General features: G+C 59.5%; 12 protein-coding genes and 1 pseudogene. 2 read left to right on the top strand and 11 right to left on the bottom strand.

All coding sequences use genetic code 11. The features are described from left to right. Positions 1-469: 469 nt before the first annotated feature. From JQ553_RS05035 to JQ553_RS05005, 7 genes are all read right to left on the bottom strand, one after another. On the bottom strand, positions 470-928 hold the full coding sequence (locus JQ553_RS05035) for an enoyl-CoA hydratase/isomerase family protein (protein ID WP_212498741.1): 459 nt from the start codon (positions 926-928) through the stop codon (positions 470-472). A 197-nt stretch (positions 929-1,125) separates the two neighbouring features. Then, positions 1,126-2,622 carry a sugar ABC transporter ATP-binding protein gene (locus tag JQ553_RS05030; protein WP_212498740.1) on the bottom strand — a complete coding sequence of 499 codons (1,497 nt, stop codon included), beginning with the start codon at positions 2,620-2,622 and terminating at the stop codon, positions 1,126-1,128. Next, positions 2,619-3,713, bottom strand: coding sequence for a hypothetical protein (locus JQ553_RS05025; RefSeq protein WP_212498739.1), 1,095 nt, complete (start codon positions 3,711-3,713; stop codon positions 2,619-2,621). Before JQ553_RS05025 ends, JQ553_RS05030 begins: the two co-directional genes overlap by 4 nt. Next, positions 3,710-5,827 carry an ABC transporter permease subunit gene (locus JQ553_RS05020; RefSeq protein ID WP_212498738.1) on the bottom strand — a complete coding sequence of 706 codons (2,118 nt, stop codon included), beginning with the start codon at positions 5,825-5,827 and terminating at the stop codon, positions 3,710-3,712. The genes JQ553_RS05025 and JQ553_RS05020 overlap by 4 nt, the downstream gene beginning before the upstream one ends. Before the next feature lie 87 nt (positions 5,828-5,914). Continuing rightward, a complete protein-coding gene (locus tag JQ553_RS05015; RefSeq protein WP_212498737.1) occupies positions 5,915-6,931 on the bottom strand; it encodes a sugar ABC transporter substrate-binding protein in 1,017 nt (338 codons plus the stop codon). Positions 6,932-6,970: 39 nt separating this feature from the next. After that, positions 6,971-7,942 carry an ABC transporter permease gene (locus JQ553_RS05010; protein ID WP_212498736.1) on the bottom strand — a complete coding sequence of 324 codons (972 nt, stop codon included), beginning with the start codon at positions 7,940-7,942 and terminating at the stop codon, positions 6,971-6,973. A gap of 19 nt (positions 7,943-7,961) precedes the next feature. Next, positions 7,962-9,851 (bottom strand): AMP-binding protein, encoded by a 1,890-nt coding sequence (locus JQ553_RS05005; RefSeq protein ID WP_249143919.1) that lies wholly within the window; start codon positions 9,849-9,851, stop codon positions 7,962-7,964. 243 nt (positions 9,852-10,094) lie between these two features. Between JQ553_RS05005 and JQ553_RS05000 the strand changes: the two genes are divergently transcribed. After that, positions 10,095-10,448 carry a hypothetical protein gene (locus tag JQ553_RS05000; RefSeq protein WP_249143918.1) on the top strand — a complete coding sequence of 118 codons (354 nt, stop codon included), beginning with the start codon at positions 10,095-10,097 and terminating at the stop codon, positions 10,446-10,448. A gap of 112 nt (positions 10,449-10,560) precedes the next feature. Here the strand turns inward: JQ553_RS05000 and JQ553_RS35050 are convergent, their stop codons facing one another. From JQ553_RS35050 to JQ553_RS04985, 4 genes and pseudogenes are all read right to left on the bottom strand, one after another. After that, positions 10,561-11,088: a recombinase family protein gene (locus JQ553_RS35050; RefSeq protein ID WP_312015087.1), complete on the bottom strand. Its 528-nt coding sequence runs from the start codon at positions 11,086-11,088 to the stop codon at positions 10,561-10,563. Then, positions 11,043-11,213, bottom strand: a pseudogene (locus tag JQ553_RS35045) (hypothetical protein); the annotation flags it as partial. The pseudogene JQ553_RS35045 and the gene JQ553_RS35050, both read right to left, overlap by 46 nt. Positions 11,214-11,671: 458 nt before the next feature. Beyond that, positions 11,672-12,604, bottom strand: a complete 933-nt coding sequence (locus JQ553_RS04990; protein ID WP_212498735.1) for a LysR family transcriptional regulator — start codon at positions 12,602-12,604, stop codon at positions 11,672-11,674. Between the two features lie 288 nt (positions 12,605-12,892). Then, entirely contained in the window at positions 12,893-14,443 is a 1,551-nt protein-coding gene (locus tag JQ553_RS04985; protein WP_212498734.1) for a GMC family oxidoreductase, read from the bottom strand. A 512-nt stretch (positions 14,444-14,955) separates the two neighbouring features. Here JQ553_RS04985 and JQ553_RS04980 point away from each other — a divergent pair. Continuing rightward, the gene (locus JQ553_RS04980; RefSeq protein WP_212498733.1) at positions 14,956-16,014 is read left to right on the top strand and encodes an HAD family phosphatase; all 1,059 of its coding nucleotides are present in this window, start codon (positions 14,956-14,958) and stop codon (positions 16,012-16,014) included. Positions 16,015-16,098 lie beyond the last annotated feature (84 nt).

Genomic DNA, 16,098 nt, shown 5'->3' with positions numbered 1-16,098 from the left:
TTGTCGTCCAGTCGCCAGCCGCGGCTGAACACGCGCTCGCCGTCCTCCCACAACACCTGAGAGCCATCGTCCGAGTAGGCGACGTTCAGCGACTGCTGCACCATCTGTCAGACTCCGGCGTCGGGCGTCGGCTCGAAGTTGGTTGCAAGCTCTTCGTGCGCCACGCGCGGCCTTGGCTACGCTCGACCGCACAACTGCACGAAATCATATAATTAATCCAAAGTTTGTTAGGAGGGCGGGAGTGTGGCAACGCGTGGCAAGGTGCGACCGGAACTGACGCCATGCTCAGCAGCTGGATGATCCGCATTCGGCGCCTCTGGGGCTACAACTGGGGACTACACCGTCGAGTTCCCGGCGTGCAGAAAGGCCTAATCTACGGAGCTTTCCCGGCGCTATTTTGTTGTGGCGGCCGTGGGCGACGAAAGTTAGCCCCGAATTCCGACGTCCGCCCACCTCAGAAGCAACGACGTTAGAGCTTCTGGATTTCGGTCGGCGGGCGGCCGTCCTGCAAGCCCTTACGGGCCGAGGCCGTCCTCATCACCGCGGCAAAACTCTTGCGCTCGTCGGCCAGGCCTTCGGTCAGAGGACAGTCGAGCGCTGCTCGGGTGAGGCGCTTGGCGAACGCCAGGCCCTCGGCCCCTCGGCTCGATAGTTCGGCGCCGATCTCCAGGGCACGCGCGAGCGGGTCAGGGACGACCTCATGCACAATCCCGATTTCGTGAGCACGCGGTCCCGTCACGGTCAGGCCCCGCAGGATTATTTCGAGCGCCCGGGCCTCCCCGATGATCCTGGGCAAGCGCTGCGTGCCGCCGCCACCTGGAAAGATGCCAATACGACGCGATTGAGCGCGGAGCAGCGCCCGCGTCGGAGAGTTCCCGGACGTCGTAGTGACGAATGAAGATGCCGGGTATACCCCCTGTGATGACAATGACCCGCACCGACGGGTCTTCGCCTACAGCTGTTGCCGCCGTCGCCGCTCACGACCGCTCGCGTCGAAGCCGCTGCTACAATCAAGTCACCCTTCAGCCAACCTCGGCCTCTTCCCGATGGTTTGTTCAGCGACAAAGCGGCCATTCCGCACCGGATTTGGTCAAATAAGGACCTCCCGAGAGCCCACTAATCTCATCAATGGATCGCCGCGTACATGATCTTTTCCTCGGTCGCCTCAAGCGCGGAGAACTCCTCAACAACTTTGCCTTGTCGGGAAACGAGGATCCGATCTGATAGAGCCATTATTTCCGGTAGGTAGGAGGAGATCACGACAACCGCCTTGCCTTCATCGGCGAGCCTGCTGATCAGCTCGTGAATCTCGACGATGGCGCCCACGTCGACGCCTCGCGTAGGCTCGTCGAAGATGATCAGTTCCGGATCCTGGATCAGCGACTTGGCAATCACGACCTTCTGCTGGTTGCCACCCGAGAGCTCGACGACCTTGCCCTCGTTGCCAATGGCGCGAACCTTGAGGCGTTCGATCCAGGTCTTGCCGACCGCGTTGCTTTCGCGCTGAGAAAACCATGCGCGTCCCGCAGGAAACTTGGCAAGGAGTCCCAGATAGACGTTACGCGCGATCGAGGCCGTCTCGAAGAAACCCTCGACCTTGCGGTCTTCTGTCACGTAGGCGATGCCTGCCTTCACGGCCGGCGCAGGCACGCGGTAGCGCACAGGCTTGTCGTTGAGGAGAACCTCTCCGCCGTGGAAGAAGTCGCGCTTAAAGACACCCGACACGATCTTGAATGTCTCCGTACGACCGGCGCCGACAAGTCCGAAGACACCCGTGATCTGACCGGCGAACACTGATAGCGAATTATTCTTCACCATGGGCGCCATCTTGAGGTTCTGGACGGTCAGCACCCGCCTACCGGATGGCCGAACCTTGTCCTTGCGCGCGCCGTAGAGCGTGTTGGAGAGGTCGCGCCCCACCATCGCATGGACGATGCGCGCACGATCGAACTTCGATGCATCGTCGGTCACGACATGCTTTCCGTCCCGAAGGACGGTGATGCGATCCGCCAGCAGCAGAGCTTCCTCCAGGGCATGCGAGATGAAGATGATCGAGACGCCGCGTTTCTTCAGATCCCGCACCAGGTCGAAGAAATACTTCTTCTCCTCCGGCGTGAGACTTGCGGTGGGTTCGTCGAAGATGATCACCTTGGCCTTGTGCAGGACGGCGCGAGCAATCTCGACCATCTGCTTTTTGGCCGCGCCGAGCCCGCTGACCGTCGCCGTGGGCGTCACATCGAAGTTGAGCGACTGGAGGAACTGCTGGGCCGCGATGTAAATGCCGCGCAGACGGTTGTAGAACTTCTCCTGACCAAGAAACAGGTTCTGCGCCACGGTCATCGTGGGCACGAGGCTGTTCTCCTGAAACACCATCGCAACGCCGAGATTCCGCGCCTCCAGCGGTGTCCGCGGGGCGACGTCGACGCTGTCGATCATCATCGCGCCGGATGTCAACGTCACGACACCAGCCATGACCTTGGTCAGCGTCGACTTGCCTGCACCGTTTTCGCCGACGATTGCGTGGATCTCGCTGCGCCGCAAATCGAAATCGACGTCGTCAATCGCCGGCACGCCGCCATAGAGCTTGGTGGCCTTCGACAGGGACAGGGCAATATCGCTCATACGGTGAATTCCTTGGCGAGAGCCGCAAGCGGCAGCTTGAGTATACGTCCCGGTCCCTTTGCAATAACGATGAGGTCGTCACCGAATTCGACCGCAGCGACGACGCCGTGATTGACGCCATCAGCGCGGCTGTGGAGCGAATAGTGGGGCAGTCCATCCGCTCCGAGCCGAATGATGAGACCGTAAGAACGGGGAGGAGCCCATGGCTTCATGACCCCCATGGTCTTGATGTGCGCCCCCTGGAGCGGCTCCTTGAAGGAGTTGCCGGACCTGAGCCGCGGAACAACCCAGTATTCTGGATCGATCTCGGCGATCATCCGGCGACGGTAGGCCGGTTCGCGAAGCACAAACTCCACCAACTGCGTGCGAGCGGTGAACGCGGTGAGCCAGAAGCCGCCGTCGGCAGCAGGTACGAGCCTCGAGGGATAGACAGGCAGATGCCGCAGAATGACGCTGCGCGAACCGTCGGGTGCGATCGAAATCAAACGATGCCGCCAACTCTCGCTGACGAGCACGTCGCCGCCACTTGCAACGGCGCCGAACGCGTAGCCTAACCCGCCCGCAACCTGCTTCGTCGTGCGTGTCTTCGGATCGAGCCGAAAGACTCGACCGGTCTCGCCGAGTTCCATCAGATCCCGGGCCCAATCGCCGACGTTACGTAGGGACGAACCGTCGGTGGCGATCAGCGTCCCGTCGGGCATCGGAGCGATAGCATTGACGGCATGCAGCTCGCCAGAGAACTCCCACCCCGGAGTCTTGGCTTTGATGTCATCGTAAATGTGGACCTCAGTCCCGCCCAACGCCACAGCAAGTGCGTCGGATGGCAAGACCGCGAGGGCGGAGATCGGTCGTTCGAAAGTTCGAACGACCGTCGGCGATGATCCAGTCAGACCCAGGAGCCGTGCTCCGTCGGCAACGAGGAGTGAATTGCCGTCTGTGGCGAGATCTTCCGGCGCCTCGCACTCAAACAGCGTTTGGGCCGACTCGAGCAGTTGGTTCGGCTTCAACGCCCCGTCGAACGACGGGACGGTGATGGTCGCGTCTCCGCGGCCGAGAACGCGGTTGGCGAAGTCACGAACGGCGGCAATCACGACGGCATCCTCCAACGCTTGTCATACTGCACGAAATCCGGATCGGCGTTCTCCAGCTTGAACCGGCCGATCCGGTTGTTAGCGATGCCTCCGAGATAGAGGTAGCCGCGGTGCTCTCGCATCGACGTGATCATCGGATGGTTAAGGCCCTTGAGGTCCCAGAAGGACTCGAGGATCTTGCCTTGTTCGTTGAACTTGACGACACAGCCTGTGTTTATGTTCGGGAACAGCCATTCGTCGACGGGAACCCGCTTGGCCATGCGCCGCCGGAAACCGGGCATTTTCCAGGCCAGATCGAGTGACGGACTGCGCATACCGACCAGCGCCAACCAGTAGCTGCCGTCCGAGGCAAGGTTGATGTTGTCCGGATACCCCGGCAGGTTGTCCATCACGACCTCGACGGCTCCCTTCTTCGGCCCGGCGAACCAGTACCGCTTGACCGAGCAGCCAAACGTCTCCGCAAACAATATCGATTGCCCATCGCTCGCTACGGCGACGCCATTCGGGAATTTGAGCCCGCGCAACGCAGTATGCGTTGCGCGGGTTTTGGTATCGTAGCAAATGATACGACCGTTGCCGCGGGCTTCCAGTCCATCGACCGGCCATTCGTCCATCTCGTAACGGACCGTGGCTTCGGAGAAGAAAATCAACCCATCATCCGTGATGTCGAGATCGTCAGCAAGCCGGAGGCGGCTGTCGTCGTTGATGGAGTGCATGCTGCGGTTGGTCTCGTCCGTGGCCTTTTCTACGGTCCCGTCGGGCTTGACGCGATAGAGTCCCATGCCGCCGATGCAGACATACAGGTTGTCCTGCCGGTCGAACGCCATGCCGAGCGGTTGACCGCCAATGTGCGCGAACACCTCCATGGTCTCGTAATCGGGCGGGAAGAACCGGATGATGTCGCCGTGGCGTGATCCGGCATAGAGCACGTCGTTTCGGTCGAGGATGACGTCCTCGGGCGCTTCGATCCGGCCGAGCCCGATCAGCGAGACGTCGCGCAGCTTGTCATTCTGCTCGAACGGTCCCCCTTGACCGATCTCGGTCGGGGGAGGGGGTGGCAAGGCATGGTAGGTCGGTGCGACGTAAACCTTGCTGATGATGCGGGTGCGATTCTTCTGCCAGCGGATGTCGATCATCGCGGCGGCCAGCAGAATTGTGGCGAGCGCCATGCGGTTGACGCCGCCGCGTGCGTTCATCGCCGTCAGTCCGTTGGTGATGAGAAGAACGACCAGTACGCCCACGAGCGATTTGACAACTGATCCCTTTCCACCGCCCAAGGTGATGCCGCCAAGAACGGTAGCCGTCAGCACGATGACCTCAAGGCCGACGCCTATGTCGCCACCAACTGTGCCGAGGCGGGCCGCAAAGAAAAGGGCACCGATGCTCGTCAGCACCCCGCTTGCGACGTAGCAACGCGCGATCGTTCGCCGCACCGGGATGCCAGAATTGTAAGCCGAGCGGCGCGATCCGCCGATCGCCGTGATGTGCCAGCCCGGCCGCAAGCGCGTCAGGAAGATGTGACCAAAGATGGCGATGGCGATATAGACGAGGGCGACGCTCGGAATGCCAAAGACGTCTCCGCCACCGATGAAATTCCAGGATGGAATGTCGGGAAATGCCGACGCGATGGCGTTCGAATAGCGCTGGATCAAAAGATCGAATGCCGAACGATAGATGATCAGCGTGATCAGCGTGGTGATGAAGGCACGAAGCCGCAGATATCCGATCAGGACTCCGTTCACAGCACCGAGCAATCCACCAAAGACCATGGTGGCAATGATCACGGCCGGAACCGGCCAGCCCATAACGTCCAGCAGATAGAGCGCGCAGAAGTCCGTCAGCGCGAACATCGATCCCACCGATAGATCGATGCCGCCGACGATGACGACGAGCCCCATTCCGAGACCGATGAAGCCGATCTCTCCGGCCTGGCGGGCGGTATCAGCGAGGCTTGATGGGGACAGGAAATGTTCGAGCGAACGACTGAGTGCGAAGCCGACAGTCAAAAGCAGAATCACCGGAATGGCAGTTTCGGTCCACCTCTTGGACAGGATCTCGCCGAGGAGATGGTCCGGCCAGTAGCGATATCGTAACCGAGTCAGTATCTCGTGCATCTGCCTTCCGTCGAATTCTTCTTCTTGCAGGGAACGATTCAAAGCGCGTCCCAGACCATCAGCCCGGAACGCGCGTCCATGTGGCGACTACTTCTTGAGATCGGAGAGATTCCAGCACGCCGTCTGGCTGTCGGCGTTTTCCTTGGTAATCGGAATGAGCGTCGTGTATTCCGAACCTTTGACCGAGCCCGGCTTGGCCCCGGAAGACAGCAGCCACTTGATCGTTCCAGCCATTTGCGCCGCCTGTGTCGGCACGTCATAACTCATATTGAGATCGAATGAGCCGTTCTTCACGAGCTCGCAGGCGCCCTTGCGCTCTCCACCACCCGAGGTCGCCAAAAATACCTTGCCGGTGAGCCCGGCTTCCTTGATGGCGGCCGCAGTGCCGATGTCCATGCCATCCCAGAAGCCCACGATGCCGCAAAGATCGGGATTCTGCTTCAGAACCGTCTGCGTGATCGCCTTGGCCTTTGCTGCGTCCCAGTCGGCCGCCTGGCTGGAGACGACCTTGATATCGGGATGTTTGGCGAGCACGTTTTCGACGCCCTTCAGCGTATAGGCGCTCGCCGCCGCTGAGAGCGCGCCCTGGATGATCGCGATCTTGTTCGACTTACCTTGGCAGGCCTTCACCACGCCCTCGGTTTGACGTTCGCCGATCTCGATCCAGTTTGCGCCGACGAAGGCCGAGCTGCGGTAGGCCGAGCCCATGTTGATCTGGATAACATAGATCCCCTCGTTTTCAGCGCGCTGCAGCAGCTTGGCGTAAGTCTGAACGTCGGGGTTATGTATCACCATCACCGCCGGCTTCTCGGAAATCAGCGAGGTGACGGCCTGGGCGCCGGCATTTGTGTTCCAGTTAGGATCGCGAATCTCGAACTTGACGCCGTAAGGCTCGAGCTCTTTCTTCAGGCCCGCGTACCAACCTTCCGTGAGATCGAAGTTCATCGCGACCGGCACATAGGCGACCGTCTTGCCGGCAAGCGCTTCCCGGAAGGGTTTTTGGAACGGTTCGTCCAACCCCTGTTGGGCGAACGCCGGGACCGCGGCAGTTGCCAACGTCAACGCAGCGATACTTCCGAGCGCAAATTTATGATCGCACACCATTGTTTCCTCCTTGGTTGATGTTTTTGATGTCTCGGCGAATCAGATGTCGCCTTGCTGGGCCGTTTCTTCATTGCGTGGATTCAAGAACGTGTCAGTGATGACAGCGATCAAGAGGACCACGCCCTTGATCAGGTTCTGCCCAGCATAGGGAATATCCAGGATGGTCATTCCGTTCAGCATGGTCCCGATCAGCAGCGTGCCAATGATGACGTTGACAACGCCACCGCGTCCTCCAGAGAGTCCGATGCCGCCGAGCACCACGACGAGTATAACGTCGTAGATCAGCGTCGAATTGAAGATCCGGGTCGGCATGGAGTTAACGGAAGCCGCCATCACCAGCCCGGCAAAGCAGCCGATCAGCGCCGCCAGGACATATTGGAGCACGACGATCGGCCTGGACGGAATGCCGGTGACGCGCGCGGCAAACGGATTATCGCCGACAGCATAGATGTAAGCTCCCCAACGGGTACGGCGCAGGACCACGAACACCACGATACAGGCAATTGCAAACATGACGATCGAAGTCGGGATGCCCAGGATGCTACCTTGTCCGAGCCGCTCAAACCCCGCCATGCCGTCACTCCACTGGACGACGTCGAGCTGGAAGAGCGCCGCTTGGCCAAGTCCGGCGACAAAGAGGCCGGTGGCGAGAGTAGCAAACAGCGGCGGAACTTCGGCATAGGCGATGAGCCATCCGTTGACGACGCCAATCGCGATCGATAGAAGGAATGCGGCCAACACGGATGCTGGCAGCGAGTGTCCGTTCTGCACCATTTGCAACACGAGGCCGCCAGGAACCGCGAGCGCGGCAATCAGCGAGAGATCGATGCCGCGACCGATCACGACGATCGCCATGGCCAGGCCGAGAATACCGAGCACGGCCACGTTCTGCAGCAGCGTCAGCATATTGTCGGCGGTGAGAAAGCCTTGGAGAAAGATCGAAAATACGAGAAACAGTACCGTGAAAACCGCGAACACGATTTCCTGCTGACTGAACCGAACGCGTTTCATTGCTTGCTCTCATCAAAGCTCAAGGCGAAATACTCTCTATTCGATACGCTTGGGGCAGCGCCGACAGGCTCACGGCGAGCTTGCTTAGCAACGCCTTATCGCTGGAGCCGACCGAGACACGGACGATCGTATTCAGCTTGTCGTCCTTCTCCACCTGGATATCCGCGCTAGTGGCTGAACCAAAGAGCTCGTCGATTTCCGCCCGCACCTTCTCCTTAACGGCGAGATCACGGAGCATCGGTTTGAAGATCTTGCCGACGGCAGTGACCGGAAGTGTATCCAGCAACACGACACGCTTCGGTCGCGCCGGGGGCTCATGGACGTTGAGTTCAAGATGGTCGCGCAATTGTGCCAGATCGATCGTCTGGTTCGGCGATGGCACCACGAAGAGGATAGGGACTTCGCCGGCATAAGCATCCGGCATGCCGACCGCGGAGCTCATCTGCACCCCGGGAAATGCGTTCGCGACGTCTTCGATCGCGGCAGGGTCGATGTTGTGGCCACTCCGGACGATCAAGTCCTTTTCGCGGCCCGTGAGAACTAACCGTTCGTCCTTGGTAAGATAGCCGACGTCGCCCGTGACGATCCAGTGATCATCCGTCAGGACGCCCCGGTTGTGCCTGGGATCGACATATCCCGGAAAGACCTGCGGGCCTCTGACCAGCACCAGGCCGCTCGAAAGCGGCGGACATTCTTTTTTCACGTCCGTGTCGCCGAGCGCGACGATCTTCGTTTTTGAGAACGGTGCTCTGAACCCGACGCTGCCTTGCAGCGGCTCTCCACGCCCCGGATTAAAGGCGATCGCTGCCGCCGTTTCGGTCATCCCGTAAGTTTCGAATAATTTGATTCCCGTCCGGACCTGGAAGCGGTCGCTGACCGCCTTCGGGAGCACCGCGCCTCCGGTCAGCGCCATCCTGACCGTCCTCACATCGCAAGTCCCGATAGGGACCTCGGCCAGTGCAGCGATCGACGTCGGTACACCGCTTACAATCGTGACACCAAAGCGCGCAACGGTATACCAGTAGTCGCGAATGACCTGCGGGCCTCGGAGGCTGTAGGGCGAGGGGATGATGACGTGTCCACCGGCGGCAAGAATCGACAAACCTACGGTTATGGTGCCACCGACGTGAAACAGCGGAAAGCCGTTCAAAGCGACATCCAGTTCGATCAGCCCATGAACCTGCGCGAATCCCCAAGCGGCATGAATCTGATTGCCATGTGTCAGCCGAACGAGTTTAGGGCGACCGGTCGTTCCACCGGTGTGAAAAAGTGCGCACACCGTCTGCCGATCATCCGAGGGCTTGAAATCAAGCGAACCCCCGTGATCTGAAGTCGCTTCGTCGAAACTTATGAAGCGACCCGAGGGACTTCGACTCTCTCCTACGACTAGAATCTTCTGCAGAGATTCCACGCGCGCAATTACGTTGATGGCCTTCTGCCAGATCACCGGATCGGCCGATTCTGATGGTATCACCAGAACTGTCGCGTTCTGGCCTTTAAGTAGGTGGACGATCGTATCTTCATTCAGCAGATAGTTGATCGAACTGGCGACGCCCGCGACCTGTGCACCGAGCAGGGCCGGAAATATCTGCGGCAGAATTGGGCACAGCACTGCAATGGTGGGACCACCCGGCGCAATTCCGCACGACCTGAATAAATTCGCCGCGCGGGATATCGCCACGAGCAATTGACGATGCGTGAGGCTGACTTGGCCGGATTGGTCGGGCATCAGAACTGTCAGCGCTTGCCTGTCGGGGTGTAATCGCGCTGTGGCCTCGAAGAGGTGATAGAGATTGCACGCAGGCACGAGAGAGTCATATGGCAATCGCTCCAACGCCTCGACGTCGGCAATGGACGTGACAAGTCTCGTAAACCTCGTTGTTATTGGCGAGGGCAAGGCAACATCCATTGCTGCATCCCTGGAAAAGCAGATCGCGCCCACCTACGTCGTGTCGGTGCGCGCGAGAATGCATCCTCCCGTTTTTGTTCTCAATAGCCCACCGGACCAAGCGGACGCTTGTCCCGGAGCGCACAGCTTTTGCGTTTGCGCGCAAAGTTGGCTTGCGCGCAGCCGCTGCACATCTAGGCTCCGGTCCTCCAACCTCTTGTGCGACGCACAAAGGCCCTGAGCTCTCGGCCGGATGGATCACTGATGGATCTCGTGTTCACGACGGAGGACCTGGAGCCGTCCAAGCGTTATGCGGCTTGGCAAGGAGCTATTTTCGACGTCTATGTCCATGTCGATGTCAGCGCCGATAAACTATCCGACTATCAGGGCTTTATCCGAGAAGCGCGGTTCGGCGCTGTTACGGTGACGGACGTCTTGCTATCGGAGCAGCGGATCGCGCGACGCGAGCGGCACATCGCGAAGCTCGACAAGGATTGCTACTACGTCGAATTCGTACAACAGGGAAAGATCAACGTCCTTCAAGCAGGCCAGACGCTGCTGTCCAATCCGCGCGTCGGCGCCATTTTCTCAGCGTCAGAGGCCTATGACCTCGAGTGAACGAGCCTCCCTGCTGTCGCCAGTCCCGCGTTTAGCCGCGATCTGGCATTCTCGCCCCGCGAACGCGTTAATTGAGAAGATGCGCAGCCTCACGGCCGCTAACGTCGTCCGACTATGCGCGATGCTGCACGCTGCGGCGGAGGGCCGAAAGGGGTAATGCCTGTCCGCCCCTTTCGGACGAAGCCGATGACTTTGCTAATAGTTCTGACAAGGCTTGCTCCGGACCGAGACGGGTTAAGCCTGCGAGCCTAGGATTGGGGCACTCGCATTTCTTCCCGTCTATAAAAGGCGACTGGGCTGACGCTAGCCTGGCGTCCGGCCAAGCACGTTCGCGACCGAGGACACGTGCCACTTGGCGCCCCGGGCTGACTTGACGCCGCGCGCGTTGAGAACGCTGGCGATTGATGCGAAGCTTGCGGTGCCTGCCGCCTGGATCGCCCGGATTACCGGCAGCACGGTTTGGGCGAATTCGTCCGCTGCCGCGACCTGGATTGCACGTCCGCGGGAGCCGGCCAGACCCCAGATTGTGGGGGTTGCCGAGCCTTATCCCGCTCGCCTTCTTCGCTGACAGAGCCGCCTTCGTCCGTTCCGAGATCAGCCGCCGTTCCTTCTCAGCCAAAGCAGCGTAAAGATGCAGCATGAAGGATCAGCATCCCGTCCCAGCTCAGCAACAATGAAGAGGACGCGTTGGGCCATCAGGCCAGCGACAAAGGCCACATCGCGGGAAAGCCGATCGAGTTTTGCGAGAACTACGCTGCACTTCGAAGCCTTGGCTGCAGCTAAGGCCGCTGCAAGCTGCGGCCGCCTGTCGAGCGCGTCGGCCCCCTTGCGCTTTCGAACTCGACGAACTCTGCACTGATCGCAAGTGACTCATTGGCCGCAAATTGCTGGATTGCGGCGCGCTGAGCTTCAATGCCGAGCCCGGAACGTTGCTGTCGCTGGGTAGAGACTCGTAAGGATTGCTGCGGAAATGACCGGGCGTTCCTGTCTCGCCATCGACATCGATCCACCGTAACTTCGTGGCTGGCAGCGAGATTCTGGTCGACGGCGGTATGTGCTCTGTCTGACGGCGTCCGGCGCAGCTGGTGATCCGTACCGGATCGACTCCTCTCCGAGTCCATCAACTTTGATTCGCGCTTTGCCAACGATGGCGGCATGACAGCACTCCGAAGATTTCGGCAGCATTGCCGAGGCCGGCCTGCGCAGCCGAGGCGCCGCATCCGTCAGGTGTTGCCGATGCCATTCGCTGCTCCCTCGTCTTCGGACCCTTTTGCTCTGCTTAAACGGCTTTCAATGAAATCGATAAAGCTCCGTGCCTTGGCACCTGCCTGCCGGCCTGTTGGGAAAACCGCCCATAGATCAATCGACGGAAGGCACCAGTCCTGGAGTACTGGCTTTACGCGCCCTGACGATAGCTCTGGCGCAAACATCCACTCCGACGCCACCGCCAAACCGAGATCGGCGAACACCGCCTCCCGGACGCCCTCCGCCGCCGTGACGTGGATCCGGCCTTTAAGATGCACCGCCGCTTGGGCCGCCCCCCGCACAAATGTCCAATCCGAGCCGCCGCCTCGCACATCGTAGATCACGGCCTCATGGCTATTCAACTCGGCTGGTAGCTTCGGTTCGCCCGCTCTTTCGAAGTAGGCCGGGGTACCGAGCAGCAGACGACGTGCCTGCCCGATCTTTCGCGCAGTCAGAGCAGAGTCGGTGAGCTCGGCCATTCGCAACGCAACGTCAATGCCGGCGTCGATCAGGTCGACATTGCGATCGTCCAATACGACGTCCATATCGAGTGCTGGATGCGCTGCAAGAAATTCGCCCAGAAACGGGATAACGTGGAGACGAGCGAATGTCACGGCCGCACTGACCCGCAGCCGCCCAGAAAGGGCGGCAGCGGCACCACGCGCCGCCAGGTCGGCCTCGTCTGCTTCTTCGATAGACCGCTTGGCATGTTCGTAGAAATTCTGCCCTGCCTCGGTCGCAGCAAGGCCATGCGTCGAGCGCGATAAGAGCCGCGCTCCCAAACGCGCTTCAAGTTGCGCAATTGCTCGGGAGACCGCTGGTTGCCCGATACGAAGCTGCCGCGCGGCGACCGAAAATGATCCGGTATCGACGACGCGGACAAAGGCTTCCATGGCGGCCAAACGGTCCATCAGTATCCTTTTGAAATAACCCACTCTTAAGGACGGTTTGTCCAAATCTCCGGCCAGGCCAGAACACGAGCTGCGCTGCGCAAATAGCGCGTACGAACAGGCTGCTTTGGACGCGAGAAATCTGCCACGACCAAAACGTCATTGCGAGATGCGATGTTACCCACCAACGCTGCCCACCGATCACACGCTCGTCAATCACGCTATCCTGAAGCTTCCAGACCGAATGCCGACTCCCGAGTAGCTGGGTCCGGTTCGCGTCAACCGCAAGTCCTGCGTGGGCGTCGCTTACTAGCCTGCAATCAGTTTGGCGGCTTTCTCGGCGATGGCAACCACAGTGGCGTTCGTATTGCCCCGAACAATCGTTGGCATGATGGAGGCATCAACAACACGTACGCCCTCAATGCCGTAAACGTGCAGCGTTGGATCAACCACCGCGCCGATACTGCAAGTACTAGTCGGGTGATAGATCGTGCCAGCGTACCTTTCGATAAATGACCAGATATCGGCACGGCTGCCCGACGCGGGGGTCCGATAGTCGGCGCGAATAACCTCGGCGAGGTTCGGTTGCCGAACAATGTCGCGGATCATCTCAACACCGATAACCATGGCGCTCCGATCTTCGGGCGTGTTCAGAAAGTTACAGAATATTCGTGGCTTCGCATCTGGCCGGCTCGATCGAAGTCTAACGGAGCCGCGACTAGTCGGCTTCAGCACACCAGAGGCGATCGTGACGGCGTGGTCGTGAGGCGGCGTCAATCCTTCGTCGGCGAACATAATAGGCGCCATGTGCAGCTGAATGTCGGGCGCCTCTAGATCAGGACGACTCACGGCGAACCCGCCGGCTTCGGCAATGTTCGAGGTTAAGGGTCCGCGCCGTTCATTGTGAAAAAGTGAGAGGTCAGCCTCCGACCCCGAGCCAAGCAAACTCGCTTCGCTGGTCAAATAACTGAGGTAAACGACTGGATGATCTTGCAGGTTCTCACCGACTGGGAGATCGATCAACGGAGATATCCCAAGAGACTTGAGGTGGTCGGCGGGACCGACTCCAGACAGCATAAGCATCTGCGGCGAACCATAGGCCCCAGCGCAAAGGATGACTTCACGCTCTGCTCGGAGCGCCACCTCCGTCCCATTAACGAGCATCGATATTCCTGTTGCGCGAGTACCTTCAAACAACAGACGCGTCACGAGAGCCTCCGTGATTACGCTGAGATTCCTTCTTCCCTGGACCGAGTCAAGGTACGCCGCCGCGACACTGCAGCGCTCGCCATCTCGTTGCGTAAGCTGAAAGCGACCAATGCCGAGCTGCGACTCTCCGTTAAAATCATCATTGTGGCGATGACCCGCCTCGATCCCAGCATCGACGAACCGGTCCACCAGTGGATGGAGCGATCTGCCATCACTCACAGTAAGCGGGCCCACCCTGCCGTGGGAGTCGCTACGAGCCCGCTCGTTGCCTTCCGCCTCGATGAAATGGGGCAGCATTTCCCGATAGGACCAACCGACAGCCCCCTGCTCCGCCCATTCATCGAAATCAGCGGGATTCCCGCGGATATAAATCATCGCGTTCATGGAAGAGCTGCCGCCCAGCACCTTTCCGCGCGGAATGTAAAGACGGCGCTCGTCAAGCGCAGGCTCCGGCTCGGAGGCGAAATCCCAGTCAAACTTCGTTTTGAACAGTTGCGGAAATAAGATCGGGATCTGAATCTCCGGGGCAGAGCCCGATCCCCCAGCCTCAACAAGTGCTACGCGCGCATCAGGCTTTTCACTCAGTCGTGCCGCCAGCACACAACCAGCCGAACCTGCACCAACGATCACGTAATCATAGCTCGAAGTCATGGATACCGCTCCTCACACACAGGAGGTGCTTGAAGCGCTTCGCTGCTCAAGAGCGAGAAGGCAGATCCATGCAGACCCTGTTGAAAATAACGCGCCTCTCTTACGCCCGCTCGAGAGCGACCAACGGAAGACGCGTCTTGGTTCAGCGTGCTTCCAACCTTTCCGCAGCCGAGGCAAATGCCCCGGTGTAATAACGATTATTCCCAAAGTTGATAAAACGAACCGCATTGCTGCGCTAAGGTGACAGGCAACAGAACTGCTCATCTAAGAAGTGTCGCCATGTCCAGCGTCTCGATCCTGAAGGGCTCAATCCGAACCGCGTGCCCGGCCCTAGTCCTCAGTCTGTCTTCGCGGGCTAATGCAACCCATCAACACGACGCCGTGAACGCGTTCCCCGATTTGCCAAACTTGGACCCTAAGTTGATTATCTGTCGGGGATGTTGACGCCGTGCGGAGCGATCATTCCCGCGCGGAATACTCTCAAGTCCAGCGAGCAACCCCACCCAGCAGGCTTGGACGGACGCATCAAGACCAAATCTCTAGAGACCCAAAAACAAAAGGAGCTCAAAACAATGTCGCATCTAACGCGCCGGCAGCTCTCCGCACTGCCGCTGTTCCTCATGTCCGCCGCGAATGCGACATCACAGCAAAATTCCGACCCCCTACCCTCGTGGCGCGAGGGGCCAAGCAAACGCGCGATATTGGATTTCGTCCGCGACACTACCACGACGGGAACGGCCAGCTACGTAGATCCAGCCGATCGACTGGCAGTATTCGACAACGATGGAACGCTCTGGCCGGAGCAGCCGATCTATGCAGAAGTCGCCTTTGCGATGGAACGCCTCCGTTCCTTAGCGCATGATCGTCCCGAGTGGGGCAACCACGAGTCCTTTCATGCGGCCTTTGCTGGCGATTTTTCGGCAGTCGCCCACAGTGGCCTTCGCGGCATGGGGGCGATCGTTATGGCTGCGGAAGGTAACACGACTCCCGAGATCCTCCATCAGAGCGTCGCCGAATGGCTAAAGACCGCGCGCCATCCACGCTTTGGGCGGCACTACACGGAATGCGTTTATCAACCGATGGAGGAGGTCCTTGCGTTGTTTCGTACCGCCGGTTTTGCTACCTGCATCGTGTCCGGCGGAACGCAGGAATTCCTGCGTTCATGGGCCAAAGCAGCCTACGGCATGATGGCCAATCAGGTAATTGGCAGCACATTCAAACTTCATTACCAAGAGAACAATGGCCGGAGCGAATTGATCCAACTCGCTCAATTCGATCGGTTGAACGAAGGTGCCGCAAAACCGGCCGCAGTACTTGAAAGGTTAGGTCGCCGGCCCGTCGCCGCATTCGGTAACTCAGATGGCGACTACGAACTACTTCAATACACGACTACAGGGCCAGGCCGACGTCTTGGTGTCCTGATCCACCATGACGATGGAAACCGCGAATACTCGTATGATCGGCAATCTGAACTGGGCCGGCTCGATCGTGCGCTTACCGATGCTCAGGCTAACGGCTGGGTAATCGCTTCCATGAAGAACGACTGGTCGCAGATTTTTCCCCAGGCCTAGCCCAAGCACCGATCCCGCGGCTGCATTGTAGTGGTGTTCTCGAACATGTCTTGACACCCACGGAGTCATGGTTGAGATACGTAA

The sequence above is a fragment of the Bradyrhizobium lablabi genome, from assembly GCF_018131005.1.
Taxonomy (GTDB): Bacteria; Pseudomonadota; Alphaproteobacteria; order Rhizobiales; family Xanthobacteraceae; genus Bradyrhizobium; species Bradyrhizobium lablabi_D.
The sequence above is the reverse complement of the archived record's forward strand: the minus strand, read 5'-3'. Positions and strand labels throughout refer to the sequence as shown.

Bases quoted from the DNA above. Each gene is read 5' to 3' on its own strand.
- JQ553_RS04990 (WP_212498735.1), bottom strand. From the start codon at position 12,604: ATGGACCGTTTGGCCGCCATGGAAGCCTTTGTCCGCGTCGTCGATACC.
- JQ553_RS35050 (WP_312015087.1), bottom strand. From the start codon at position 11,088: ATGCTGCATCTTTACGCTGCTTTGGCTGAGAAGGAACGGCGGCTGATC.
- JQ553_RS05005 (WP_249143919.1), bottom strand. From the start codon at position 9,851: ATGGATGTTGCCTTGCCCTCGCCAATAACAACGAGGTTTACGAGACTT.
- JQ553_RS05015 (WP_212498737.1), bottom strand. From the start codon at position 6,931: ATGGTGTGCGATCATAAATTTGCGCTCGGAAGTATCGCTGCGTTGACG.
- JQ553_RS05000 (WP_249143918.1), top strand. From the start codon at position 10,095: ATGGATCTCGTGTTCACGACGGAGGACCTGGAGCCGTCCAAGCGTTAT.
- JQ553_RS05020 (WP_212498738.1), bottom strand. From the start codon at position 5,827: ATGCACGAGATACTGACTCGGTTACGATATCGCTACTGGCCGGACCAT.
- JQ553_RS04985 (WP_212498734.1), bottom strand. From the start codon at position 14,443: ATGACTTCGAGCTATGATTACGTGATCGTTGGTGCAGGTTCGGCTGGT.
- JQ553_RS05030 (WP_212498740.1), bottom strand. From the start codon at position 2,622: ATGAGCGATATTGCCCTGTCCCTGTCGAAGGCCACCAAGCTCTATGGC.
- JQ553_RS05010 (WP_212498736.1), bottom strand. From the start codon at position 7,942: ATGAAACGCGTTCGGTTCAGTCAGCAGGAAATCGTGTTCGCGGTTTTC.